The 23168-nt window shown below is 69.5% G+C and carries 37 protein-coding genes; 33 read left to right on the top strand and 4 right to left on the bottom strand.

Annotated elements, in window-relative coordinates:
• Window positions 1-4: 4 nt before the first annotated feature.
• The 5 genes from ABZX11_RS06865 (at window position 5) to ABZX11_RS06845 (ending at window position 2979) form a co-directional block, all read left to right on the top strand.
• Window positions 5-1708, top strand: coding sequence for a hypothetical protein (locus ABZX11_RS06865; protein WP_354910562.1), 1704 nt, complete (start codon window positions 5-7; stop codon window positions 1706-1708).
• A 26-nt stretch (window positions 1709-1734) separates the two neighbouring features.
• Window positions 1735-1941, top strand: a complete 207-nt coding sequence (locus tag ABZX11_RS06860) for a hypothetical protein (protein ID WP_354910559.1) — start codon at window positions 1735-1737, stop codon at window positions 1939-1941.
• 12 nt (window positions 1942-1953) lie between these two features.
• Window positions 1954-2184 carry a hypothetical protein gene (locus ABZX11_RS06855; RefSeq protein ID WP_354910556.1) on the top strand — a complete coding sequence of 77 codons (231 nt, stop codon included), beginning with the start codon at window positions 1954-1956 and terminating at the stop codon, window positions 2182-2184.
• Between the two features lie 219 nt (window positions 2185-2403).
• Window positions 2404-2709, top strand: coding sequence for a hypothetical protein (locus ABZX11_RS06850; RefSeq protein WP_354910554.1), 306 nt, complete (start codon window positions 2404-2406; stop codon window positions 2707-2709).
• Between the two features lie 45 nt (window positions 2710-2754).
• Entirely contained in the window at window positions 2755-2979 is a 225-nt protein-coding gene (locus ABZX11_RS06845) for a hypothetical protein (RefSeq protein ID WP_176173278.1), read from the top strand.
• Here the strand turns inward: ABZX11_RS06845 and ABZX11_RS06840 are convergent.
• From ABZX11_RS06840 to ABZX11_RS06825, 4 genes are read right to left on the bottom strand one after another with little or no spacing between them, the layout of a single operon-like run.
• Window positions 2960-3565 (bottom strand): hypothetical protein, encoded by a 606-nt coding sequence (locus ABZX11_RS06840; protein ID WP_354910551.1) that lies wholly within the window; start codon window positions 3563-3565, stop codon window positions 2960-2962. The genes ABZX11_RS06845 and ABZX11_RS06840 overlap by 20 nt on opposite strands.
• Window positions 3566-3567: 2 nt before the next feature.
• Window positions 3568-4794 carry a hypothetical protein gene (locus ABZX11_RS06835; protein ID WP_354910548.1) on the bottom strand — a complete coding sequence of 409 codons (1227 nt, stop codon included), beginning with the start codon at window positions 4792-4794 and terminating at the stop codon, window positions 3568-3570.
• 9 nt (window positions 4795-4803) lie between these two features.
• Entirely contained in the window at window positions 4804-5136 is a 333-nt protein-coding gene (locus ABZX11_RS06830; protein WP_354910546.1) for a hypothetical protein, read from the bottom strand.
• The gene (locus ABZX11_RS06825; RefSeq protein WP_354910545.1) at window positions 5136-5672 is read right to left on the bottom strand and encodes a YbaB/EbfC family nucleoid-associated protein; all 537 of its coding nucleotides are present in this window, start codon (window positions 5670-5672) and stop codon (window positions 5136-5138) included. Before ABZX11_RS06825 ends, ABZX11_RS06830 begins: the two co-directional genes overlap by 1 nt.
• 157 nt (window positions 5673-5829) lie before the next feature.
• Between ABZX11_RS06825 and ABZX11_RS06820 the strand changes: the two genes are divergently transcribed.
• The 28 genes from ABZX11_RS06820 (at window position 5830) to ABZX11_RS06685 (ending at window position 23028) form a co-directional block, all read left to right on the top strand.
• Window positions 5830-5985: a hypothetical protein gene (locus ABZX11_RS06820; RefSeq protein ID WP_176169278.1), complete on the top strand. Its 156-nt coding sequence runs from the start codon at window positions 5830-5832 to the stop codon at window positions 5983-5985.
• A 717-nt stretch (window positions 5986-6702) separates the two neighbouring features.
• The gene (gene rpsL, locus ABZX11_RS06815) at window positions 6703-7077 is read left to right on the top strand and encodes a 30S ribosomal protein S12 (RefSeq protein ID WP_003102113.1); all 375 of its coding nucleotides are present in this window, start codon (window positions 6703-6705) and stop codon (window positions 7075-7077) included.
• A complete protein-coding gene (gene rpsG / locus ABZX11_RS06810) occupies window positions 7077-7547 on the top strand; it encodes a 30S ribosomal protein S7 (RefSeq protein ID WP_003102106.1) in 471 nt (156 codons plus the stop codon). The genes rpsL and rpsG overlap by 1 nt, the downstream gene beginning before the upstream one ends.
• Window positions 7548-7610: 63 nt before the next feature.
• Window positions 7611-9710: an elongation factor G gene (gene fusA / locus ABZX11_RS06805; protein ID WP_176173274.1), complete on the top strand. Its 2100-nt coding sequence runs from the start codon at window positions 7611-7613 to the stop codon at window positions 9708-9710.
• A 129-nt stretch (window positions 9711-9839) separates the two neighbouring features.
• Window positions 9840-11033 (top strand): elongation factor Tu, encoded by a 1194-nt coding sequence (tuf, locus tag ABZX11_RS06800; protein ID WP_091304691.1) that lies wholly within the window; start codon window positions 9840-9842, stop codon window positions 11031-11033.
• Window positions 11034-11440: 407 nt separating this feature from the next.
• Window positions 11441-11746, top strand: a complete 306-nt coding sequence (gene rpsJ / locus ABZX11_RS06795) for a 30S ribosomal protein S10 (protein WP_003102098.1) — start codon at window positions 11441-11443, stop codon at window positions 11744-11746.
• A gap of 34 nt (window positions 11747-11780) precedes the next feature.
• The gene (rplC, locus tag ABZX11_RS06790; RefSeq protein ID WP_003102093.1) at window positions 11781-12437 is read left to right on the top strand and encodes a 50S ribosomal protein L3; all 657 of its coding nucleotides are present in this window, start codon (window positions 11781-11783) and stop codon (window positions 12435-12437) included.
• On the top strand, window positions 12434-13123 hold the full coding sequence (gene rplD / locus ABZX11_RS06785; RefSeq protein ID WP_176173273.1) for a 50S ribosomal protein L4: 690 nt from the start codon (window positions 12434-12436) through the stop codon (window positions 13121-13123). Before rplC ends, rplD begins: the two co-directional genes overlap by 4 nt.
• A complete protein-coding gene (rplW, locus tag ABZX11_RS06780) occupies window positions 13120-13431 on the top strand; it encodes a 50S ribosomal protein L23 (protein WP_003102087.1) in 312 nt (103 codons plus the stop codon). The genes rplD and rplW overlap by 4 nt, the downstream gene beginning before the upstream one ends.
• 15 nt (window positions 13432-13446) lie before the next feature.
• The gene (rplB, locus tag ABZX11_RS06775) at window positions 13447-14283 is read left to right on the top strand and encodes a 50S ribosomal protein L2 (protein WP_176173272.1); all 837 of its coding nucleotides are present in this window, start codon (window positions 13447-13449) and stop codon (window positions 14281-14283) included.
• An 18-nt stretch (window positions 14284-14301) separates the two neighbouring features.
• Complete coding sequence (gene rpsS, locus ABZX11_RS06770) at window positions 14302-14583, top strand: 30S ribosomal protein S19 (protein WP_003102083.1); 282 nt, start codon at window positions 14302-14304, stop codon at window positions 14581-14583.
• A gap of 31 nt (window positions 14584-14614) precedes the next feature.
• A complete protein-coding gene (gene rplV, locus ABZX11_RS06765) occupies window positions 14615-15031 on the top strand; it encodes a 50S ribosomal protein L22 (RefSeq protein ID WP_003102079.1) in 417 nt (138 codons plus the stop codon).
• Window positions 15031-15864, top strand: coding sequence for a 30S ribosomal protein S3 (gene rpsC / locus ABZX11_RS06760; RefSeq protein WP_176173271.1), 834 nt, complete (start codon window positions 15031-15033; stop codon window positions 15862-15864). The genes rplV and rpsC overlap by 1 nt, the downstream gene beginning before the upstream one ends.
• 3 nt (window positions 15865-15867) lie before the next feature.
• Window positions 15868-16287, top strand: a complete 420-nt coding sequence (gene rplP, locus ABZX11_RS06755) for a 50S ribosomal protein L16 (protein ID WP_004558864.1) — start codon at window positions 15868-15870, stop codon at window positions 16285-16287.
• A complete protein-coding gene (gene rpmC, locus ABZX11_RS06750) occupies window positions 16287-16535 on the top strand; it encodes a 50S ribosomal protein L29 (protein WP_013222608.1) in 249 nt (82 codons plus the stop codon). Before rplP ends, rpmC begins: the two co-directional genes overlap by 1 nt.
• On the top strand, window positions 16532-16810 hold the full coding sequence (gene rpsQ, locus ABZX11_RS06745) for a 30S ribosomal protein S17 (RefSeq protein WP_004558866.1): 279 nt from the start codon (window positions 16532-16534) through the stop codon (window positions 16808-16810). Before rpmC ends, rpsQ begins: the two co-directional genes overlap by 4 nt.
• A 79-nt stretch (window positions 16811-16889) precedes the next feature.
• Window positions 16890-17258 carry a 50S ribosomal protein L14 gene (gene rplN, locus ABZX11_RS06740; protein ID WP_004558867.1) on the top strand — a complete coding sequence of 123 codons (369 nt, stop codon included), beginning with the start codon at window positions 16890-16892 and terminating at the stop codon, window positions 17256-17258.
• A complete protein-coding gene (gene rplX / locus ABZX11_RS06735) occupies window positions 17258-17572 on the top strand; it encodes a 50S ribosomal protein L24 (protein ID WP_004558868.1) in 315 nt (104 codons plus the stop codon). Before rplN ends, rplX begins: the two co-directional genes overlap by 1 nt.
• Window positions 17572-18135 carry a 50S ribosomal protein L5 gene (gene rplE, locus ABZX11_RS06730; protein ID WP_004558869.1) on the top strand — a complete coding sequence of 188 codons (564 nt, stop codon included), beginning with the start codon at window positions 17572-17574 and terminating at the stop codon, window positions 18133-18135. The genes rplX and rplE overlap by 1 nt, the downstream gene beginning before the upstream one ends.
• Before the next feature lie 4 nt (window positions 18136-18139).
• Entirely contained in the window at window positions 18140-18325 is a 186-nt protein-coding gene (locus ABZX11_RS06725) for a type Z 30S ribosomal protein S14 (protein ID WP_004558870.1), read from the top strand.
• Window positions 18326-18410: 85 nt separating this feature from the next.
• The gene (gene rpsH / locus ABZX11_RS06720) at window positions 18411-18809 is read left to right on the top strand and encodes a 30S ribosomal protein S8 (RefSeq protein WP_004558871.1); all 399 of its coding nucleotides are present in this window, start codon (window positions 18411-18413) and stop codon (window positions 18807-18809) included.
• Window positions 18810-18825: 16 nt separating this feature from the next.
• Window positions 18826-19365, top strand: a complete 540-nt coding sequence (gene rplF / locus ABZX11_RS06715) for a 50S ribosomal protein L6 (protein WP_176173270.1) — start codon at window positions 18826-18828, stop codon at window positions 19363-19365.
• A 2-nt stretch (window positions 19366-19367) separates the two neighbouring features.
• Entirely contained in the window at window positions 19368-19766 is a 399-nt protein-coding gene (rplR, locus tag ABZX11_RS06710; protein WP_004558873.1) for a 50S ribosomal protein L18, read from the top strand.
• Window positions 19767-19800: 34 nt separating this feature from the next.
• The gene (rpsE, locus tag ABZX11_RS06705) at window positions 19801-20445 is read left to right on the top strand and encodes a 30S ribosomal protein S5 (protein ID WP_004558874.1); all 645 of its coding nucleotides are present in this window, start codon (window positions 19801-19803) and stop codon (window positions 20443-20445) included.
• A 2-nt stretch (window positions 20446-20447) separates the two neighbouring features.
• The gene (gene rpmD, locus ABZX11_RS06700; RefSeq protein ID WP_033291195.1) at window positions 20448-20633 is read left to right on the top strand and encodes a 50S ribosomal protein L30; all 186 of its coding nucleotides are present in this window, start codon (window positions 20448-20450) and stop codon (window positions 20631-20633) included.
• Window positions 20630-21076: a 50S ribosomal protein L15 gene (gene rplO / locus ABZX11_RS06695; RefSeq protein WP_086842934.1), complete on the top strand. Its 447-nt coding sequence runs from the start codon at window positions 20630-20632 to the stop codon at window positions 21074-21076. The genes rpmD and rplO overlap by 4 nt, the downstream gene beginning before the upstream one ends.
• A gap of 205 nt (window positions 21077-21281) precedes the next feature.
• On the top strand, window positions 21282-22409 hold the full coding sequence (locus tag ABZX11_RS06690; protein WP_354910539.1) for a hypothetical protein: 1128 nt from the start codon (window positions 21282-21284) through the stop codon (window positions 22407-22409).
• Window positions 22410-22413: 4 nt separating this feature from the next.
• Window positions 22414-23028 carry a LysE family translocator gene (locus ABZX11_RS06685; protein ID WP_176173268.1) on the top strand — a complete coding sequence of 205 codons (615 nt, stop codon included), beginning with the start codon at window positions 22414-22416 and terminating at the stop codon, window positions 23026-23028.
• Window positions 23029-23168: the final 140 nt, after the last annotated feature.

The raw sequence follows: 23168 nt of genomic DNA, 5'->3' as shown, positions 1-23168 counted from the left end.
CCCGATGGACCACCACCACGACCCGGCGACCGGTTCGTCCACTGTGGACGTCCTGGCGCTCGGGCTCCGGCTGGCCCTGCTGCTGGCCACGGCGTTCCTCGCCGGCGGCGGGCTGCTGCGGCCGCTGGGTGAGCTGACGCGGCCGCGGAAGCTCACGCTGTACGGCCTCGGCGGGCTGTCGGCGCTGCTCGCCGTGCTGTCGGCGTTCGCGGTCGACCTCAACCCGATCGCGCTCGCCGGGCACGTCGTGCTCGCGGTCGCCGTGCCGTTGCTGCTGCGGTGGCCGCGGGCCGGGCGCTGGGCGTCGGCCGCGTTGCTGGCCCTGGTCGTCCTCGAGACCTCGGCCGGTGGCACGGGGGTCGGCTTCGCGCTCGACTCGGTGTTCGTCGCCGGGGCGGCCGTGTGGTTCGGCTTCGCGCTGTTCGGCCCGGTGGCGACGGCGGCGGTCCGGCCGGGGCCGCTCGCGATCACCCTCGGCGGGCTGTTCGTCGTCGCCGGTGCGGCGCGGTTCGGGTTGTCCGGGCTCGGGTTCGACCGGCGGCTGGGCACGACGGTCTTCGGGTTCGTGGTGGTGGCACTGGTGGTCCTGCCGGTGGTGGCAGGCGGGCTCGCGGTGGTGCTGCGGGCCCGCGCCTACCGCCCCGGCGCGGTCGCCGTCGGGCTCGCGTTCCTCGCCTGGAGCGCGCTCGGCGCGCTTCCGGCGCCCCCGCCGCTGCCCGTACCGGGCGTCCCGCTGCTGGCCGACGAGCCGGGGTTTCCGGTGCTGGTCAGCCCGCAGCGGCCGGGGCACAACGTCGTCCACTTCCCGGCGAGCGCGGGCGACGACCTCGCCGCCGGCGTGCGCGGCGGGCTGATCACCAAGGCCGTCACCCGGCCCGGCGCCGAGGGCACCTGGGCCGACGTCGACCTGCCGCCCGGTCGCAGCGACCTGGAGATCCGGCACGGCGGCACGACGACGGTGGTCGAGGTCGACGCGGGCACCGCGGCCGGCCCGGCGATCGCCGACGCGGACGCGCCGGAATGCGCGTCGGCGGCACTCGGCGGCCTGGTCGCCGGCCGCGCCGACGTGCTGGCCGCGTGCCCCTCCGACGCGCTGGCGCCGGAGGACGGGGGAGCGCTGGTCAAGCTGGTCGAGTTCCTGGCCGGCCGGAAACCCTCGGCCCTCACGCTGGTCTCGGACGACTCGCCGCGCGGTGTCGCGGCCGCGAAGCTGGTGCGGGAAACCGCGGCCCGCACCGGCTTGCCGGTGCGGCCGGACGCCGGGCCCGACACCGCACTCCTCGTCGTCTCCGGCTGGGGTCCCGGCTACACGGCGATGACGCGGGCGGCCGAGCTGCAGCGACTGGAACCCACCCACCAGTACGGGTTGTACCTGGCGCCGTGGCTGCTGAACGGGCCGATCGTCAACGCCGTGGCCAGCGCGTCCCTGCCGTTGCGGTTCGACCCGCGGGAGGCGGCCGCGGTCGGGTACGCCGTGGCCGTCGGCAACCGCTTCGGCGGCGAAAGCCCGACCCTCGGCGGCTTCCGCACCTGGCTCGGCGCGGACCGGGCGGCGGGCGACGTGCAGGTCTTCGCCGCCGCCCAGGTCAACGCCATGCCGATGTATCCCACCGAACCCCACGCCACCGGAATGGTGATGGACCGCGACTACGCGGGCCAGTGGGTCCCCGACGGAACCATCGTGCCGATCACGGCGGTTCTCCGCTGAAACCTTTGTCACGAAAGGAAAACCACATGAAGCGTCTCGCTGCCCGCGTGCTGCTGCCGCTGGCCGCGGCAACGGCGTTGACCGGTCTGGCCGGCGGCGTCGCCGGTGCCGACCCGACGCAGGGCCCGGTCTGGCTCGTCCCCGGCGTCGACCTCGGCAGCGTCCTCGGCCCGGTCGGCCAGCCGGTCGGCCTGCTCGCGCCCGTGTTCGACCTCATCACCGCCGTCTCCTGAAAGGTGCCTGCCATGAAGAAGAACCTCGTCCGCGCCACCGCCGCGGCCGCCCTCGCCGGAGCCGCCCTGTTCGGCGCGGCGGCCCCCGCGCTGGCGGCCGGCACCCCCGGTGTCGTCGTGGTCGACGAGCCGGACACCAGCGGCCTGAACAACATCTGGACGTTCGCGCCGCTGGGTGTGCCGGTGCTCGGCCTGATCCAGTCGGTCAACGGCGTCCCGGGCAAGCTCCTGCCCTCGTTCTGACCGATCCGGGGCGGCACTTCCCCGTGAAGTGCCGCCCCTTCCCCTGGGAGTCCCCGATGAACCGGCAACTGGTGGGCAGGCTCGCCATCGCGGTGATCGCCATCGCGGCGGTGACCGCGGGCATCTTCATCCTCGGCGACGACGGGCCGCCGGCGGCCGCACCGCCGGTCGCCGTGGTGGGGGAGCCGTCGCTGTCCTCGGTCCCTCCGTCGCACGATCATGGCGACGGCGACCTACACCTCGACCCCGCCGGCGCCGTCCGGCTACCGGGTGACCTACGAGCTGACCGGCACGGGTACGGCGACGGTCGTCTACGACACGAACGGCCTCGGCCTGGTCCACCAGGAACTCGACGTCCGGCTGCCGTGGCGGAAGGAGTTCTCGTGGGCGGCACCCGGTTCGGTGCAGCTGCTCGGGCAAGGGACCGGCGCGGTCGAGTGCCGGGTCTCGGCCGGTGGCCGGGTGGTGACCACGCAGAAGTCGGCCCCGGGCGAGGTCGCCGCCTGCACCGGACGGCTCGGCTGAGGCCGCCGTCCGGCGAATCCGCGCCGCGGCGGGCACCATGAACGCATGACGCCCGTCACCAAAAAACTCACGGTGGTCGCCGTCGTGCTGATCACCGCCGGGGCGATCCTGCTCGCGGTGGGTGCGATCGGCTTCCGGGCGACCTCGGACCAGCCCGACGCCAACATCGGCGCGGGGTTCGCCCTGCTCGCCGGCCCCTACGTCGTCGGCCTCGGGCTGGTGTTCGCGCTCTCGGCCGGCCTGACCCACCTCACGACGCGTCGCCGCTGAGGTCCCACAGCGCCGCGGGCAGGTGGTCGGCCAGGTCGGCGAGATACCCGGCTTCGGCCAGCACGTTCTGCCGGGTCGCGCAGCCCGCGCCCCAGGTCCGCGCGGCGCCGTTCTCGACCACCACCTCGCGCTGCGCGAAGCGCGGGTTCGCCGCCAGCCAGCGGGCCAGTTCGGCGTCGAGCGCCGAGTCCGGCGGGAGCGTCGGCATCGACACCGGACGGCCGGGGACGATCCGCAGCTCCGGTCCGTGCGGGACGCGCACCTGGGTGACGTGCAGGTCGCGGAAGTGGATGTGGTCGTCGAAGTTCCGGTAGGACTCCCGCGTGTCGATCGCGAGCACCGGCCGGTCGCCGAGGCGGAACTCGACCCACGGGTCCTCGGGCGGCCCCGTCAGCGGCCGCCCGGTCGGGTGAAAGACCCCGAAGGTGGGGGAGCCGCTGCCGAACGTGCCACCCCGCTCCGCCGCGAGCGCCTTGAACCAGTGGCCCTCACGGCTCGCCGCGGCCTTGCGCTGCGACCGCCACCAGACCGCGCCGCTGACCGCGGCCACGACCACCAGAACGCCGATCGTGAAGAGCGTCTGCATCGTCAGAAGTCCAGGTCCTCGCGGGTCTCCTCGACGGACTGGTCCCGGCCCGTCCCGTCGTAGCCGCTCGCCTTCTTCGCGTTCTTGACGTGGCTGGTGAGCTTGCCGAGGTGGTCGTTCACCGTCTTGGCCGGGTTGTCGCCGGGGTTGGCCGGGTTGTAGCCGAGCACGCCCTTGACGGCCGCTTCGCCGCCCTTCTTCAGGGCTTCGGTGGCGCCGGCCTTCAGCATCGTCTTCTGGTAGTCGACCTTGCCGGCGGCGTCGAGCACCGGGTTCTCGAAGGCCTTCGCCCAGCGCTTGCCGATCAGGCCCTTGTCGCCGGCGGCCTTCTGGAGCAGGTCCTTGCCCTCGTTCTCCTGCGCGATCTTCGTGAGCGACTTGCCCAGCGTCGTCGACGCGAACTTCTGCTGCAGCTTCCGGAGCCAGTCGAGCACCTTCTGCAGCAGCTCGCGCAGCTTGTTGACCTTTTGGGTGGTCTTCGCGGTGGTCTGGGCGGCTTTGACCTCGGTCACCGGGGCCGCGGCGGACAGCGACGCCCCGCAGGTCGGCACCGCGGCGGCCAGCGCCGGCACCCACAGCAGGATCAGCCACGTCACGAACTCGGTGAGGATGGCCTTGATCACGTCCTCGACGAAGCTCATCAGCATGCTGTTGAGCTGCAGCATCCGCGCCAGGTCACCGGACTTCCCGGCGACGCCCTCGATGCCGTGCGCGAACTCGCCCAGCGCCGTCTTCGCCGCGTTGCTCGCGTCGCCCTCCCAGTCCTTCAGGGAGTCGTCCGCGACCTCGGCGAAGTTCCGGGCCAGCTCGTCCAGCCCGGTGGCGATGGCGCCGAAGTTCTCCGCCGCGATCCCCAGCGCCGGGCCGTCGCCGCTGACGAAGTGGATCGCGTCCTGGATCGGCTGGACCGCGTTGACCAGGAAGTTCAGCCCCTGCCCGACCAGCCAGCCGAGCGGGTCGGTCGCGATGTCGGTGATGGTGCTCGCGCTCGACTGGATGAAGCTCGCGGTGTCGGTGGCGATGGTGCCGAGCGCGAGGGTGATGTCGGCACCGTCCGGCTGCGGCGCGAAGACGGCCTTCGTCACCGAGACGGCGTCCTTCCCGACGGTGACCGCGCCGCCGGCGAACGGGGTCGACTTGATCGCGTTGTCGACGTTGACCCCGAGCACGGTCTTCGGGTCGTCCGGCTTGACGGTGATGCCGCTCGCGACGTCTTCGACCTCGGCCATGTGTTCCCCTCAGTGCTTTCCCGGGCCGTCGAGCAGGGTCTCGACCTGGCCGAAGAAGATCTTGTGGTCGTCCTCGACGCCCTGGTAGACGTTGGCCGCGTCGGTCAGCTTGGCCTGCGCGGAGGCCAGGCCGTCCGCGATCGAGGCCAGCAGCGTGTGCAGCTCGCGCAGGGTGTCGTCGTAGCCGCTCTTGGTGAAGAGGCCGACCACGCCCCACGACTTGTCGCCGACGTCGGCCTGGGTCACCTTTTCGGTGATCTTCGCGCCCTGCTCGCGGTACTTGTCCAGCTCGCCGGCGTACTCGTGCAGGGCGTCCACCCGGACCCGGTAGCCGCTGCCCATCAGTCCTCCTCGTCGAACAGGGTGCGCAGGAAGCGGTCGCCCGCGGACGGACCGGCCGCGGGCGGCGCCGGAGGGGGATCGGCCGGGCGCAGCACCCGCTGCTCCGAGAAGTCCTCGGCTTTCGGTGGCTCCTCGGTGAGCTTCGCCCGCAGTTCCTCGACGGTGGTCCCGAACGCGACGGCCTGCGTCTCCAGCACCTGGTCGACCAGCCCGAGGTCGTCGCCCATGTTTTCCTCGACGATCACGGCCTGCCGCCGCGCGGCCTCGCCGACGGCCTCCCGCAGCGTGGCGAGGAGCGTCGCCGACAGCGCCTGCGGCCCCTTGGCGAGCGCGGCTTCGGTGAACTTGACGTCGAGGACGGCCCCGCCGGGCCCGGTGACGACGGTGACACCCCCGTCGGGCGACGCGGCGCTCGCCCGCAGCTCGGTCAGCTGCTGCTGCATGGCACCCAGCCCGGCGAACCGGTCGTCGGCCCGGCGGACGCCCGCCTGGAACCGCTCGTACTCGGCCACCAGGTGCTCGAACTCGCCCGACATGCCACCGCCTTTCCGGTTTGGGGTGCACCCATCGTGACCCCTCGGCAGCACTGTGACGCACGGAACGGCCGATCCGATCCCACTGCATCACCCGACCGGGTAATGGGTAGGTTTCGGCCCGAGAGGGAAGCAGGGGACGACGCGCGAGGAGTGTGTGATGACCAGCACCGAAGGGCCCGGAGGCCCGGACGAGGAACCGAAGAGGACGGGCAGCCACGCGGCGCCGGAGGGTGCGGGAGTGCACCCCCTGATCGACCTGTCCCGCGACCCGAACCCGGGCAAGCCGGACCACGCGAAGCCGGACGAGGACTGAGGCCGGCGGGCCGCTGGATCCGCCGCGCCGGTGGCGGCCGCGGGGCGGATTCGCGCTCCGGCTGGCCGCCGCCGGTGCCGGCCTCGATTCCGTGGCTGCGGAGGTGGCTGGTCCGCCGCGGCGGACGCGGCGGAGCCTGCGTGCGGCGCCCGCGCCGCCGAGCATGAAAGCCCGCTGGCCGCTACGAAGCCTTCCGCTGCCTGCGGACATGACTGCCGCGGCCGAACAGCGCCGCGGCAGCAGCGAACCGCGGTCAGCCGCTCCAACACCCCAGCCCCCACCGCGCGGGAATGCCCCGCCGCCCCACCGCGTTGTGCACCTCAGCCCGGCCGCGACCCCGGCCCGTGGGACCCGTCACACCACCCCCTCCCACGACCGCGCGAAGCGACGCGACCCGAGGCGTGGGAATGTCCCGCAGCCCCGGGGCGTTGAGAGGTACGCTGGAGGTTCGTCGACCTACAGACCCCCCCGCCGCCATCCCCCAGGATCCGGGCGGGTATCTTTGGAGACCGTGCCCGGCATGCGTCGGGCCGCTCCGCGTGCCGTGCGCATGGGCGGGGTGCTCAGGCACCCGGTCACCGGCTTCGGCAGGTCGGGGTTCCGACGGAAATCCCTCCGGGAAGTTACCGGTCGCGAGACCGTGACGCGGGCCGACACGCCCGACCGCGGGGGCCGGTGAAGACACGAAGAAGCAGATCACGACAGGAAGCTGGTCCATTGCCCACGATCCAGCAGCTGGTCCGCAAGGGCCGCCAGGACAAGGCTGCCAAGCAGAAGACGGCGGCCCTCAAGGGGAGCCCGCAGCGGCGCGGCGTGTGCACTCGCGTGTACACCACGACCCCCAAGAAGCCGAACTCGGCGCTGCGCAAGGTCGCGCGTGTGAAGCTGACCAGCGGCATCGAGGTCACCGCCTACATCCCCGGTGAGGGCCACAACCTGCAGGAGCACTCGATGGTGCTCGTGCGCGGTGGTCGTGTGAAGGACCTTCCGGGTGTCCGTTACAAGATCATCCGCGGTTCGCTCGACACCCAGGGTGTCAAGAACCGCAAGCAGGCGCGCAGCCGGTACGGCGCGAAGAAGGAGAAGAGCTAATGCCCCGCAAGGGTCCGGCCCCGAAGCGGCCGCTGATCTCCGACCCCGTCTACGCCTCCCCGCTGGTCACCCAGCTGGTGAACAAGGTGCTGAAGGACGGGAAGCGGTCCCTGGCCGAGCGCATCGTGTACGGCGCGCTCGAAGGCGCTCGCGAGAAGACCGGCACCGACCCGGTCGTCACGCTGAAGCGCGCCCTCGACAACGTGAAGCCCACCATCGAGGTGAAGAGCCGCCGCGTCGGTGGTGCCACCTACCAGGTGCCGATCGAGGTCAAGCCGGGCCGCTCCACCACGTTGGCCCTGCGCTGGCTGGTCTCCTTCTCGCAGGCCCGCCGCGAGAAGACGATGATCGAGCGCCTGCAGAACGAACTGCTGGACGCTTCCAACGGCCTCGGTGCCTCCGTGAAGCGTCGCGAAGACACGCACAAGATGGCCGAGTCCAACCGGGCCTTCGCGCACTACCGCTGGTGATGACCGCCCGGCTGTCGACCAAGCCATGCCGGGCCCCAAGCTTGAGAACAGGGGAACACTCTCGTGGCACGTGAAGTGCTGACCGACCTGAACAAGGTCCGCAACATCGGCATCATGGCCCACATCGACGCCGGCAAGACGACGACCACCGAGCGGATCCTGTTCTACACCGGGGTCAACTACAAGATCGGTGAAGTCCACGACGGCGCCGCCACCATGGACTGGATGGAGGAGGAGCAGAAGCGGGGTATCACCATCACCTCGGCTGCCACCACCACCTTCTGGGACGACCACCAGATCAACCTGATCGATACCCCCGGGCACGTCGACTTCACCGTCGAGGTGGAGCGCAACCTGCGGGTGCTCGACGGCGCGGTCGCCGTCTTCGACGGCAAGGAAGGTGTCGAGCCGCAGTCCGAGCAGGTCTGGCGGCAGGCGGACAAGTACGACGTCCCGCGCATCTGCTTCGTCAACAAGATGGACAAGCTGGGTGCGGACTTCTACTACACCCTGCGCACCATCGAGGAGCGCCTCGGCGTCAAGCCGCTGGCGATCCAGCTGCCCATCGGCGCCGAGAACGACTTCGAAGGCGTCGTCGACCTGGTCCGCATGAAGGCCCTGGTCTGGCGCGGCGAGGTGCAGAAGGGCGAGGACTACACCGTCGAGGAGATCCCGGCCGACCTGGCCGACCGGGCCGCGGAGTACCGCGAGAAGCTGGTCGAGACCGTCGCCGAGACCGACGACTCCCTGATGGAGAAGTTCCTCGAGGGCGAAGAGCTGTCCGAGGCCGAGATCAAGTCCGGCATCCGCAAGCTCGTCATCACCCGGGCGGCGTTCCCGGTGCTGGCCGGTTCCGCGTTCAAGAACAAGGGCGTGCAGCCCATGCTCGACGCGGTGATCGACTACCTGCCGTCGCCGCTGGACGTCCCGGCCGTCGAGGGCCTGCTGCCCGACGGCGAGACCGTGGCGACCCGCAAGGCGTCGGTCGACGAGCCGTTCGCCGCGCTCGCGTTCAAGATCGCCGCGCACCCGTTCTTCGGCAAGCTGACCTACATCCGGGTCTACTCGGGCAAGGTCGCTTCCGGCGCTCAGGTCATCAACGCGACCAAGGAGCGCAAGGAGCGCATCGGGAAGATCTTCCAGATGCACTCCAACAAGGAGAACCCGGTGGACGACGCCCAGGTCGGCCACATCTACGCGGTCATCGGGCTGAAGGACACCACCACGGGTGACACCCTGGCGGACCCGCAGAACCCGATCGTGCTGGAGTCGATGACGTTCCCCGAGCCGGTCATCCGGGTCGCGATCGAGCCGAAGACGAAGGCCGACCAGGAGAAGCTGTCCCTGGCGATCCAGAAGCTGGCCGAAGAGGACCCGACGTTCCAGGTCAAGCTGGACGAGGACACCGGCCAGACGATCATCGCGGGCATGGGTGAGCTGCACCTCGAGGTGCTGGTGAACCGGATGAAGTCCGACTACAAGGTCGAGGCGAACATCGGCAAGCCGCAGGTCGCCTACCGCGAGACGATCAAGAAGACGGTCGACAAGCTCGACTACGTCCACAAGAAGCAGACCGGTGGTTCCGGCCAGTTCGCGAAGGTCATCGTGAAGCTGGAGCCGCTCGAGCGCACCGACGGCGCGCTCTACGAGTTCGACAACAAGGTGACCGGTGGTCGCGTGCCGCGGGAGTACATCCCGTCGGTGGACGCGGGCGCGCAGGACGCGATGCAGTACGGCGTCCTGGCCGGCTACCCGCTCGTCGGGTTGAAGTTCACCCTGTTGGATGGTGCGTACCACGAGGTCGACTCTTCGGAGATGGCGTTCAAGATCGCCGGTTCCATGGCGATGAAGGAAGCCGCGAAGAAGGCCGGCCCGGTGATCCTGGAGCCGATGATGGCGGTCGAGGTGACCACGCCCGAGGACTACATGGGTGACGTCATCGGTGACCTCAACTCCCGCCGTGGTCAGATCCAGGCCATGGAGGAGCGGTCCGGTACCCGTGTCGTGAAGGCACTGGTCCCGCTGTCGGAGATGTTCGGCTACGTCGGCGACCTGCGGTCCCGCACCCAGGGCCGGGCGAACTACTCCATGGTGTTCGACTCCTACGCCGAGGTTCCCGCGAACGTCGCGAAGGAAATCATCGCGAAGGCGACGGGGGAGTAACTCCCCCAGCGCTCGCGGGCATTAAGGGACTCTCCTGAACGTCCGCAGCACCGACGAAGGAACAATCGTGGGGCGGCAGCCACGCCGCCCCACGAGCACAAAGCGAAATCAGTCCAGGAGGACATTCCAGTGGCGAAGGCGAAATTCGAGCGGACCAAGCCGCACGTCAACATCGGCACCATCGGCCACGTTGACCACGGCAAGACGACTCTGACCGCGGCCATCACCAAGGTGCTGCACGACAAGTACCCGGAGCTGAACGAGTCGCGGGCGTTCGACCAGATCGACAACGCGCCGGAAGAGAAGCAGCGCGGTATCACGATCAACATCTCGCACGTCGAGTACCAGACCGAGAAGCGTCACTACGCGCACGTGGACGCCCCCGGTCACGCGGACTACATCAAGAACATGATCACCGGTGCCGCCCAGATGGACGGCGCGATCCTGGTCGTGGCCGCCACCGACGGCCCGATGCCGCAGACCCGTGAGCACGTGCTGCTCGCCCGCCAGGTCGGCGTGCCCTACATCGTGGTCGCGCTGAACAAGGCCGACATGGTCGACGACGAGGAGATCCTCGAGCTCGTCGAGCTGGAGGTCCGCGAGCTGCTGTCCTCGCAGGAGTTCCCGGGCGACGACGCGCCGGTCGTGCGCGTTTCCGGCCTGAAGGCCCTCGAGGGCGACGAGAAGTGGTCCGAGGCCGTTCTCGAGCTGATGACCGCCGTCGACGACAACGTGCCGGACCCGGTGCGTGAGCTCGACAAGCCGTTCCTGATGCCGATCGAGGACGTCTTCACCATCACCGGTCGTGGCACCGTGGTGACCGGTCGCGTCGAGCGCGGCCAGATCAACGTCAACGAAGAGGTCGAGATCGTGGGTATCCGCGAGAAGTCGACCAAGACCACCGTCACCGGTGTCGAGATGTTCCGCAAGCTGCTCGACTCGGGCCAGGCGGGCGACAACGTCGGCCTGCTGGTCCGCGGTATCAAGCGCGAGGACGTCGAGCGCGGCCAGGTCGTCGTGAAGCCGGGTACCACCACCCCGCACACCGACTTCGAGGGCCGGGTCTACATCCTGTCGAAGGACGAGGGTGGCCGTCACACCCCGTTCTTCAACAACTACCGCCCGCAGTTCTACTTCCGCACCACCGACGTGACCGGCGTCGTGACCCTCCCCGAGGGCACCGAGATGGTCATGCCGGGCGACAACACCGACATCTCGGTCCAGCTGATCCAGCCGGTCGCGATGGACGAGGGTCTGCGTTTCGCCATCCGCGAGGGTGGCCGGACCGTCGGCGCGGGCCAGGTCACCAAGATCATCAAGTGACGTAGGCGCCCTGCGCCCGGGTAATACACCCCCGGGTGCAGGGCGTCAACTCACGTGTGCGACACTATTTTGGTTGCTCGTCCTGGGGCGGCCGATCCCTTTGGGGTCCGGCCGCCTCGGTGCGAGTGGCCACGGTCCGCGGAGCTCTTTCCTTCGGGTGAGGCGAGCGGGCAAGGGCAGTGAGACGGTGTTCTTGGAAAAGCGCAGCCGGCTCATCGCCTCCTCACGTTGAGGAAGACCAGGCAAGACGACGATCCCGCGGGATCCGTCTGTGCGTCGGGCGCGACACGCCCGACCGCGTGGACCGGGGACAGGGCCGTTGAACTGCGGAAACCCATGGTCTGGTGGCGACACCGACCGGGGTTTGTGAGATAGCGGCACGAGACGACAAGGAACGAGCAGCCACCATGGCGGGACAGAAGATCCGCATCCGGCTCAAGGCCTACGACCACGAGGCGATCGACACCTCGGCGCGCAAGATCGTCGAGACGGTCACGCGCACCGGCGCCCGGGTTGTCGGGCCGGTGCCGCTGCCCACCGAGAAGAACGTTTACTGCGTCATCCGCTCGCCGCACAAGTACAAGGACTCGCGCGAGCACTTCGAGATGCGCACGCACAAGCGTCTGATCGACATCCTCGACCCGACGCCGAAGACGGTCGACGCGCTCATGCGCATCGACCTGCCGGCAAGCGTCGACGTCAACATCCAGTAGTAGCGGCTGGCGAGCGGCGGAGAGTAAGAGACTCATGTCTGACAGGCAGATGAAGGGCATCCTGGGCACCAAGCTCGGCATGACCCAGGTCTTCGACGAGCAGAACCGGGTTGTCCCGGTCACCGTCGTCAAGGCCGGTCCGAACGTGGTCACCCAGGTTCGGACCCAGGACAAGGACGGCTACGCGGCCGTGCAGCTGGCGTTCGGCGCGGTCGACCCGCGCAAGGTGAACAAGCCGCGCACCGGCCACTTCGACAAGGCGGGCGTGACCCCGCGCCGGTTCCTCGCCGAGCTGCGCACCACCGACGCCGAGACCTACGAGGTCGGTCAGGAGATCACCGCCGAGGTGTTCGCCGCCGGCGTCGAGGTCGACGTGACCGGGACCAGCAAGGGCAAGGGCTACGCGGGTGTCATGAAGCGCCACGGTTTCAAGGGCCAGGGCGCGAGCCACGGTGCCCAGGCCGTGCACCGCAAGCCGGGTTCGATCGGTGGCTGCGCCACCCCCGGCCGCGTCTTCAAGGGCCTGCGCATGGCGGGCCGGATGGGCAACGACCGGGTCACCACGCAGAACCTGACCGTGCACGCCGTGCGTGCCGAGGACGGCCTGCTGCTGATCAAGGGCGCCGTGCCCGGTCCCAAGGGCGGCCTGCTGTTCGTGCGCAGCGCCGCGAAGGGTGGTAACTCCGAATGACAAGCGTCGAGCTGAAGACCCCGGCCGGTAAAGCCGACGGCACGGTCGATCTCCCGGCGGAGATCTTCGACGTGCAGGCCAATGTCGCGCTCATGCACCAGGTCGTGGTGGCCCAGCAGGCCGCCGCGCGCCAGGGCACGCACGACACGAAGACCCGCGGTGAGGTTCGCGGTGGCGGCAAGAAGCCGTACCGCCAGAAGGGCACCGGTCGTGCCCGCCAGGGTTCGACCCGCGCGCCGCAGTTCGCCGGCGGTGGCGTCGTGCACGGCCCCACGCCGCGCGACTACACCCAGCGCACCCCGAAGAAGATGAAGGCCGCCGCCCTGCGTGGCGCCCTCTCCGACCGGGCCCGCGCCGGCCAGCTGCACGTCGTCACCGAGCTGGTGACCGGCGAGAAGCCGTCGACCAAGGCCGCCAAGAGCGTGCTCGCCGCCGTCACGGCCGCGAAGCGCGTGCTCGTGGTGCTGGACCGGGCCGACGAGCTGAGCTGGGTTTCCCTGCGGAACCTGCCCGAGGTGCACCTGCTCTGGGCCGACCAGCTCAACACCTACGACGTGCTGGTCAACGACGACGTCGTGTTCACCAAGGCCGCGTACGACGCGTTCGTCGCCGGCCCCGTCCGCGGTAAGACCGTCAAGGCTTCCGCGCGGTCGGGCGAGGTCACGGAAGGGAGTGACGAGAAGTGAGTTCGGTCGCCATTCCGGACCCCCGCGACATCCTGCTCGCGCCGGTCATCTCCGAGAAGTCCTACGGGCTGCTCGAGGACCACAAGTACACGTTCATCGTCCGCCCGGACGCCAACAAGACCCAGATCAAGATCGCGGTCGAGAAGGTGTTCGGCGTCAAGGTGGTCAGCGTCAACACGGCCAACCGCCAGGGCAAGCGGAAGCGGACTCGCGCCGGCTTCGGCAAGCGCAAGGACACCAAGCGCGCCATCGTGACTCTTTCGCCCGAAAGCAAGGCGATCGAGATCTTCGGCGGACCCACCGCGTAAAGGACTGAGCTGACAATGGGCATCCGCAAGTACAAGCCGACGACCCCGGGTCGTCGCGGTTCGAGCGTCTCGGACTTCGCCGAGATCACCCGCTCCACCCCGGAGAAGTCGCTGCTGCGTCCGCTGAGCGGTTCGGGCGGTCGCAACTCGTCCGGCAAGATCACCACCCGGCACAAGGGTGGCGGCCACAAGCGTGCTTACCGCGTCATCGACTTCCGTCGCAACGACAAGGACGGCATCCCGGCCAAGGTCGCGCACATCGAGTACGACCCCAACCGCACCGCGCGCATCGCGCTGCTGCACTACGCCGACGGCGAGAAGCGCTACATCATCGCGCCGGAGAAGCTGAAGCAGGGCGACACCGTCGAGAACGGCCCCCGTGCCGACATCAAGCCGGGCAACAACCTGCCGCTGCGCAACATCCCGGTCGGCACCGTGGTGCACGCGATCGAGCTCCGCCCCGGTGGCGGCGCGAAGATGGCGCGTTCCGCCGGCGCGAAGGTGCAGCTCGTCGCGAAGGACGGGCCGTACGCCCAGCTGCGTCTCCCCTCGGGCGAGATCCGCAACGTGGACGTGCGCAACCGCGCGACGGTCGGCGAGGTCGGCAACTCCGAGCACGCCAACATCAACTGGGGCAAGGCCGGCCGCAACCGCTGGCGCGGCAAGCGCCCCACGGTCCGCGGTGTCGTCATGAACCCGGTCGACCACCCGCACGGTGGTGGTGAGGGCAAGACCTCCGGTGGTCGCCACCCGGTCAACCCGAACGGTAAGCCCGAGGGCCGCACGCGTCGCCGCAAGGCGTCCGACGCCCTCATCGTCCGCCGCCGCCGCACCGGCAAGAACAAGCGCTGAGCAGGGAGGTAGAAGCACATGCCACGCAGCCTTAAGAAGGGCCCGTTCGTGGACGACCACCTGCTCAAGAAGGTGGACGCGCTGAACGAATCGGGCAAGAAGACGGTCATCAAGACCTGGTCGCGCCGCTCGACGATCATCCCGGACTTCCTGGGTCACACGATCGCCGTGCACGACGGGCGCAAGCACGTCCCGGTGTTCGTCACCGAGGCCATGGTGGGTCACAAGCTGGGCGAGTTCGCCCCGACGCGGACCTTCAAGGGCCACATCAAGGACGACCGCAAGTCGCGCCGCCGCTGAGCGGGCACGAGAAGAGACAAGGGAAGTAGCGATGAACGCCCAGAACGACGCGACGACCGAGGCCCTGCCTACGGCGTACGCGCGGGCTCGCTTCGTCCGGGACTCGCCGACCAAGGTGCGCCGGGTGATCGAGCTCATCAAGGGACGTAGCGCCGCCGACGCCTTGGCCGTGCTCCGGTTCGCCCCCCAGGCGGCCAGCGAGCCGGTCGCGAAGGTGCTTGCCAGCGCTGTGGCCAACGCCGAGAACAACCTTCAGCTGGACCCGGAGACGCTCTGGGTCAAGAACGCGTACGCCGACGAGGGCCCCACCCTCAAGCGCATCCGCCCGCGGGCCCAGGGCCGCGCGTACCGGATCCGCAAGCGGACCAGCCACATCACCGTCGAGGTGGAGTCGCGTCCGGCCGTCGCGCAGAAGGCTCAGAGCAAGAAGAAGGCAGGTGGCCGGTAGTGGGCCAGAAGATCAACCCGCACGGTTTCCGCCTGGGTATCACCACGGACTGGAAGTCGCGCTGGTACGCCGACAAGCAGTACGCCGAGTACGTGGCCGAGGACGTCAAGATCCGCAAGCTCCTCGCCACCGGCATGGAGCGCGCGGGCATCTCCAAGGTCGAGATCGAGCGCACCCGTGACCGCGTCCGCGTGGACATCCACACCGCCCGGCCGGGCATCGTCATCGGCCGCCGCGGCGCGGAGGCCGACCGGATCCGCGGCGCGCTGGAGAAGCTGACCAAGAAGCAGGTCCAGCTGAACATCCTCGAGGTCAAGAACCCCGAGGCCGACGCCCAGCTGGTCGCCCAGGCGGTCGCGGAGCAGCTGTCCAACCGCGTGGCGTTCCGCCGCGCGATGCGGAAGGCGATCCAGACCTCCATGCGCTCGCCGCAGGTCAAGGGCATCCGCGTGCAGTGCGGCGGTCGTCTCGGCGGTGCCGAGATGTCCCGCTCCGAGCACTACCGCGATGGCCGCGTCCCGCTGCACACGCTGCGCGCCGACATCGACTACGGCTTCTTCGAGGCCAAGACGACGTTCGGTCGCATCGGCGTCAAGGTGTGGATCTACAAGGGTGAGCTCGTCGGTGGCCTGAAGGCCCGCGAAGCCCGTGACGCCGCCGAGCGCGCGCCGCGCGGTGGCCGCGACCGCAGTGACCGGCCGTCCCGTCCGCGTCGCTCCGGCGCTTCGGGCACGACCGCCACCTCGACCGAAGCCGGTCGTGCGGCCGCCGCCGCCACGACCGAGGCCCCGGCGGCCCCGGCCACCGAGACCGCAGAAAAGACGGAGGGCTGAGACGTGCTCATCCCGCGCAGGGTCAAGCACCGGAAGCAGCACTCCCCGAAGCGCCACGGCGCCGCCAAGGGTGGCACGAAGGTCAGCTTCGGCGAGTACGGCATCCAGGCGCTTGAGCACAGCTACGTGACGAACCGGCAGATCGAGTCCGCTCGTATCGCCATGACCCGTCACATCAAGCGTGGTGGCAAGGTGTGGACGACCATCTACCCGGACCGCCCGCTGACCAAGAAGCCGGCCGAGACCCGGATGGGTTCCGGTAAGGGTTCGCCCGAGTGGTGGATCGCCAACGTGAAGCCGGGCCGCGTGATGTTCGAGATCTCGTTCCCGAACGAGGAGACGGCTCGCGAGGCGCTGCGCCGCGCGATCCACAAGCTGCCCATGAAGTGCCGCATCGTGACCCGTGAAGGTGGTGAGTTCTGATGGCTAACGCAGGTGCCGCTCAGGCATCGGAGCTGCGTGAGCTCACCGCGGAAGAGCTCGTCCTGCGTCTGAAGGAGTACAAGGAGGAGCTGTTCAACCTCCGCTTCCAGATGGCGACCGGTCAGCTCGACAACAACCGCCGTCTGCGCACCGTCCGCACGGACATCGCGCGGATCTACACGGTCATGCGCGAGCGCGAACTCGGCCTGTCCGTTGCCCCCGACGCCGAGAGTGAAGGTGCCGCATGAGCGAGCCCACCACCGAGACGCCGGCCCGGAACGACCGCAAGGTCCGCGAGGGCTACGTCGTCTCGGACAAGATGAACAAGACGATCGTGGTCGAGCTCGAGGACCGCAAGAAGCACCCCCGTTACTCGAAGGTCGTCCGCACCACCTCCAAGGTGAAGGTGCACGACGAGAACAACGAGGCGGGCGTGGGCGACCGGGTCACCCTGATGGAGACCCGCCCGCTGTCGGCATCGAAGCGGTGGCGCCTGGTGCAGATCGTGGAGAAGGCCAAGTAAGCAGGGCTCTTTCGGGAGTTCTTAGTTCCGCAAGGCTCGCTCGTCCGGGCGAGAACCGGCGCGACATACAGGAGTAGACGTGATCCAGCAGGAGTCGCGGCTTCGGGTAGCCGACAACACGGGTGCGAAGGAAATCCTCTGCATCCGCGTTCTCGGTGGCTCCGGGCGGCGCTACGCCGGCATCGGCGACATCATCGTCGCCACCGTGAAGGACGCCATCCCGGCTGCCGGGGTGAAGAAGGGCGACGTCGTCAAGGCCGTCATCGTCCGCACGGTCAAGGAGCGCCGTCGTCCGGACGGTTCCTACATCCGGTTCGACGAGAACGCCGCCGTGCTCATCAAGAACGACAACGAGCCCCGCGGCACCCGCATCTTCGGTCCGGTGGGCCGCGAGCTGCGCGACCGAAAGTTCATGAAGATCATTTCGCTCGCGCCGGAGGTGCTGTGATGAAGGTGAAGAAGGGCGACACGGTCGTCGTCATCGCCGGCAAGGACAAGGGCGCCAAGGGCAAGGTCATCCAGGCTTACCCGGAGCGCGAGCGCGTGCTGGTCGAGGGCGTGAACCGGATCAAGAAGCACACGCGGATCAGCCAGACCCAGCGCGGCGCGCAGTCCGGCGGCATCGTCACGCAGGAGGCGCCCATCCACGTCTCGAACGTGATGGTCGTCGACTCGGACGGCAAGCCGTCCCGGGTGGGTTACCGCATCGGCGAGGACGGCAAGAAGGTCCGGATCTCGCGCCGGAACGGTAAGGACATCTGATGACCACCGCAGAGAAGACCTCGCCGCGCCTGAAGGTGCGGTACCGCGAGGAAATCAAGGGCCAGCTGCAGGCCGAGTTCTCCTTCGCCAACGTCCACCAGATCCCGGGCGTCGTGAAGGTCGTCGTGAACATGGGCGTCGGCGACGCCGCCCGCGACAGCAAGCTGATCGAGGGCGCGGTCCGCGACCTCGCCGCGATCACCGGCCAGAAGCCGGAGGTCCGGAAGGCCCGCAAGTCCATCGCGCAGTTCAAGCTGCGCGAGGGCCAGCCGATCGGCGCGCGCGTCACGCTGCGCGGCGACCGGATGTGGGAGTTCCTCGACCGGCTGCTGACCATCGCGCTGCCGCGTATCCGCGACTTCCGCGGGCTTTCGCCGAAGCAGTTCGACGGCCACGGCAACTACACGTTCGGTCTCAACGAGCAGTCGATGTTCCACGAGATCGACCCCGACTCCATCGACCGCCCCCGCGGCATGGACGTCACCGTCGTCACGACCGCCACGAACGACGACGAGGGCCGGGCGCTGCTGCGCAAGCTCGGCTTCCCGTTCAAGGAGAACTGAGCCGATGGCCAAGAAAGCACTGGTCCACAAGGCCGCGAAGAAGCCGAAGTTCGCCGTGCGCGCCTACACCCGCTGCCAGCGGTGCGGCCGCCCGCACGCCGTGTTCCGCAAGTTCGGGCTCTGCCGGATCTGCCTTCGCGAGATGGCGCACGCGGGCGAGCTGCCCGGCGTCCGCAAGTCCAGCTGGTAAGAGCTTCTATTTAACTCCACTTCGCCACAGGCCCCGTCCCGCTCCGGCGGGCGGGGAACCAGGCGAGAAAGGTTGACAGGTCACCATGACGATGACCGACCCCATCGCAGACTTCTTGACGCGTCTGCGCAACGCGAACTCGGCGTACCACGACGAGGTCAAGCTCCCGCACTCGAAGCTCAAGGCGAACATCGCCGAGATCCTCAAGCGCGAGGGCTACATCGCGGGTTACCACGACGAGCCGGGCGAGAAGCACAAGAACCTCGTCGTCGAGCTCAAGTACGGCCCCAACCGTGAGCGGAGCATCGCCGGCCTCCGGCGCGTCTCCAAGCCCGGTCTGCGGGTCTACGCAAAATCGACCGAACTGCCGTCGGTGCTCGGCGGCCTGGGCATCGCGATCATCTCGACGTCCGGTGGCCTGCAGACGGACCGGCAGGCCAAGCGCAACAGCGTGGGCGGCGAAGTCCTCGCCTACGTCTGGTAAGGGAAGGGGTAAAGGCATGTCACGCATCGGAAAGCTGCCGGTCGCCGTCCCTTCCGGGGTCGAGGTGACCATCGACGGTCAGCAGATCAAGGTCAAGGGGCCCAAGGGCACCCTCGAGCACACCATCGCCGAGCCGATCACCGTCGAGCGCGACGAGGACGGCACGCTGCTGGTGAAGCGCCCGGACGACGAGCGCAACTCCAAGGCGCTGCACGGGCTCACCCGCACGCTGGTGAACAACCTCGTCGTCGGCGTCACCGCCGGCTACGAGAAGAAGATGGAAATCCACGGCGTGGGTTACCGCGTGCAGGCCAAGGGCGCGGACCTCGAGTTCGCCCTCGGCTACTCGCACCCGGTCAAGATCGAGGCCCCGGAGGGCATCACCTTCAAGGTGGAGACCCCGACCCGGTTCTCGGTCTCGGGCATCGACAAGCAGAAGGTCGGCCAGATCTCGGCCGTCATCCGCAAGCTGCGTCGCCCGGACCCGTACAAGGGCAAGGGCCTGCGCTACGAGGGTGAGAAGATCCGCCGCAAGGTCGGAAAGACGGGTAAGTGATCATGAGCGACACGACTACGAAGCGCAAGCCGGTGGGCAAGGACATCTCGACCCGCCGCCGCGTCGCGAAGGCCCGTCGGCACTTCCGGCTCCGCAAGAAGGTCTCGGGCACCGAGCAGCGCCCGCGCCTGGTCGTCAAGCGGTCCTCGCGGCACATCGCCGTGCAGGTGATCGACGACCTCGCCGGCCACACGCTGGTGTCGGCGTCCACCCTCGAGGCGGACGTCCGGGCGGTCGACGGCGACAAGAAGGCCAAGGCCGCCAAGGTCGGGGCCCTCGTCGCCGAGCGCGCCAAGAACGCCGGGATCTCGGCCGTGGTGTTCGACCGTGGCGGCAACGCCTACCACGGCCGCATCGCCGCGCTCGCCGACGCCGCCCGTGAGGCGGGGTTGGAGTTCTGACGATGCAGCAGTTCGTGAATGGAAGGAAAGCCTGATGCCGGGACGTACACGGCAATTCGGCGGCGGCCAGGGTGGACCCGGCGGGCAGGGCGGCAACGACCGCGGTGACCGTCGCGACCGCCGGGACCGGCGCGACAGCGGCCGTGGCGGGGCGGCCCAGGACAAGACCCCGCACCTCGAGAAGGTCGTGACGATCAACCGCGTCGCCAAGGTCGTCAAGGGTGGTCGTCGCTTCAGCTTCACCGCCCTGGTGGTCGTCGGCGACGGCGACGGTCAGGTCGGCGTCGGCTACGGCAAGGCCAAGGAAGTTCCCGCGGCCATCGCCAAGGGCGTCGAGGAAGCGAAGAAGAACTTCTTCCGCGTTCCCCGCGTCGGTGGCACCATTCCCCACCCCATCCAGGGTGAGGAAGCCGCCGGTGTGGTGCTGCTCCGCCCGGCTTCCGCCGGTACCGGCGTCATCGCCGGTGGCCCGGTGCGTGCCGTGCTGGAGTGCGCGGGTGTCCACGACGTGCTGTCGAAGTCGCTCGGCTCCGACAACGCGATCAACATCGTGCACGCGACCGTGGCGGCCCTGAAGGGTCTGCAGCGTCCCGAAGAGGTGGCGGCCCGCCGTGGCCTGCCGCTCGAGGACGTCGCTCCGGCCCGGATGCTGCGCCAGCGTGCCGGCCAGGGGGTCTGACGATGGCTCAGCTCAAGGTCACCCAGGTCAAGAGCAAGATCGGCACGAAGCACGCTCACCGCGAGTCGCTGCGCACCCTCGGGCTGCGCAAGATCCGCCAGAGCGTCGTGCGTGAAGACACCCCCCAGGTGCGCGGCCTGATCCACACCGTCCGCCACCTGGTGGAGGTCGAGGAGGTCAAGGCATGACGGCCATCAAGATCCACCACCTGCGTCCGGCTCCGGGCGCCAAGCGCGACAAGATCCGCGTGGGCCGTGGTGAGGGTTCGAAGGGCAAGACCGCCGGCCGCGGTACGAAGGGCACCAAGGCCCGGAAGAACGTGCCGGCCCGGTTCGAGGGTGGGCAGATGCCCATCCAGATGCGGCTCCCGAAGCTCCGCGGCTTCAAGAACCGCTTCCGCACCGAGTACCAGCCGGTGAACGTGGGCGACATCGCCCGCGTCTTCCCGGACGGCGGCACCATCGGTGCCGACGAGCTGGTCAAGGGCGGTCTGGTCCGCAAGGGCAAGCTGGTGAAGGTCCTCGGCAACGGCGACGTGAACGGCGTCAAGCTGAACGTCACCGCCGACGCGTTCTCCGGCTCCGCCAAGGAGAAGCTCGAAGCGGCCGGTGGCTCTGCTACCACCAACTGAGGCTTATTCTGGTCAGGCCGCCGTGCCCCCCGCGCAGACCGCAGGTCAGCTCGGGTGTCATGCGGCGGCCGACGGCTGAATAAGCCTCACCGAGGTTGCTTGTTCGAAGGCCCGTCTGGCTCGCCGCCAGGCGGGCCTTCGGCGTTTCCGGAACTCTTCCCCGGGTTCCTTGCCGAGCGGGGAATCCGGACGGAAGATCAGAGAGGTGGACAGACCGTCGCAGGAGCCCGCAGCCCAGCCTGACGGCGTCGCGTCGCCGCTGAGCTTCCCGGTGGAAGCCCCGCGTCCGGCGGGCCCGGAACCGGGCGCAGGCGCGCCGACGGGCTCTCCACGGGAGGCCGCCTCGCCGCCTGCTTCGGATCCGCTGGCGTTCCCGGCGGAGGCCGCTCCGCCGCTCTTCCCGGCGGAGGCCGCCGCGCCGCCGCTCTCGTCCGCGGGAGCCGGGCCGGGTTCCGCGGCCGATCCGCTGGCGTTTCCGTCGGAGGCTTCTCCTCCGGCTGGTTCGCCGCTCTTCCCGCCCGATACCGCTGCGCCGACCGCCGGGCCGCTCTTTCCCCAGGAGGCCGCACCCGGCGCGCCCCTCTTCCCACCGGAGCCGGCCGCCCCGCCCCACCCGCTGCCCTTCCCGGTCGCCGAACTCCCCGGCACCCCCGCCACCCCCCAACCCGCCCCGGCAACCGCCCCCGAGCCACCCCCGGCCCCGGAAACAGGCGGTCCACTCCGCATCCTCCCGCCGCTGCTCGCCGCCGTTGCCGCGCTGATGGCCGTCGCGGCCTGTTTCCTCCCCCTCTTCCTCCTCATCCAGCACCTCGACCTCCGCCAGGACTTCCCGACCGGCGGCCTGACGATCGTCGAGACCGCCTGGGGCAACCGCATCGAGGTCGCCGGCCAGCAAGCCACCGATCGGCCCGGTCCGCCCGTGGGCATCCCCGTCATCCTCGCCATCGGGCTGCTCGCCGTCGCGGCGTTCGCGGCCTCCTCGCGGCCGGACCGGGGCCTCACCCGGTGGCTGCTCTCGGCCGGCGCCGTGTTCACCGCCGGGGTCGCCACCACCGTCGCGATGGACCGGTTCGAGCTCACCGCCATCGCCGGTGAGGAGGCCGCCCTCGAAGTGGTCACCGGACCCGGCATGTGGCTGCTGGCCCTGGCCGCCGTGCTGGCCGCCGCCGCGGCCGTGCTCGCCCACCTGCCGCTGCGGGACCGGCAGGACCACCCCGGCTGGGCCGATCCGGCCGTCGCCTACGCCGACACCCCGACGCCGCCCTCCGGCGTCGCCATCACCGTCCTGCCACCCGAAGAACCCGAGCAACCCGGCGAACCCCCGCTACGGTGAACACGTGTGGGTCTTCTTCGGCGCCTCCGTGCTCGTCGCCCTTACGCCAGGGGCGAACAACCTGCTCGGCCTCCACCACGGCATGACGCACGGTGTTCGCCACGGCCTCGCCGGGCTGGGCGGCAGGCTGGCCGCGTTCACCCTGCTGATCGCCGCCGTCGCGGCCGGACTGGGGCAGCTGCTGGCCGCCTCGGAGACCGCGCTGACGATCATCAAGTGGGCCGGCGCCGCCTACCTGCTCTACCTCGGCCTCCGCCTCCTCCGGTCCACCTTCCGGGGCGAAAACACCCCGAAAGAGCTGCCGAAGACCCCGATGACGGCGTGGCGCGTCGCCCGGAAGGAGTTCGGCGTCGCGATCACCAACCCGAAAGCCATCCTGATCTTCACCGCCTTCGTCCCGCAGTTCATCGACGCAGGTCAGGGCGCATTTCCGACGCAGATCGCGCTGCTCGGCGCGGTCTACCTGCTGGCCGAGTTCCTGGCCGGTTCGGTCTACGTCGGGGCCGGTGCCGCGGTCAAGACGATCCGGCTCACGCAGAGGGCCCGCCGCAACGTCGACCGGGGGACCGGCGTGGTCCTCGTCGGCCTGGCCGGCGTGCTCGCCGCGTCCACCGCTTGATCCACATCTGTCAAGGAATACGGCCAAGACGGCGATGTGGATCAACCCGCCGGAGCAACCTTGGTACGGAAAACGCACACGGACTGCGGACACGCCCTGTGAAGCTGTTAGAGTCGGCGACACGCTTCGGGACGAGTGTG

Origin of the sequence: Amycolatopsis sp. NPDC004169 (assembly GCF_040610315.1) — a bacterium.
GTDB lineage: Bacteria > Actinomycetota > Actinomycetes > Mycobacteriales > Pseudonocardiaceae > Amycolatopsis.
Note: the sequence above shows the minus strand (reverse complement) of the source record. Positions and strands in the feature narration are given on the sequence as shown.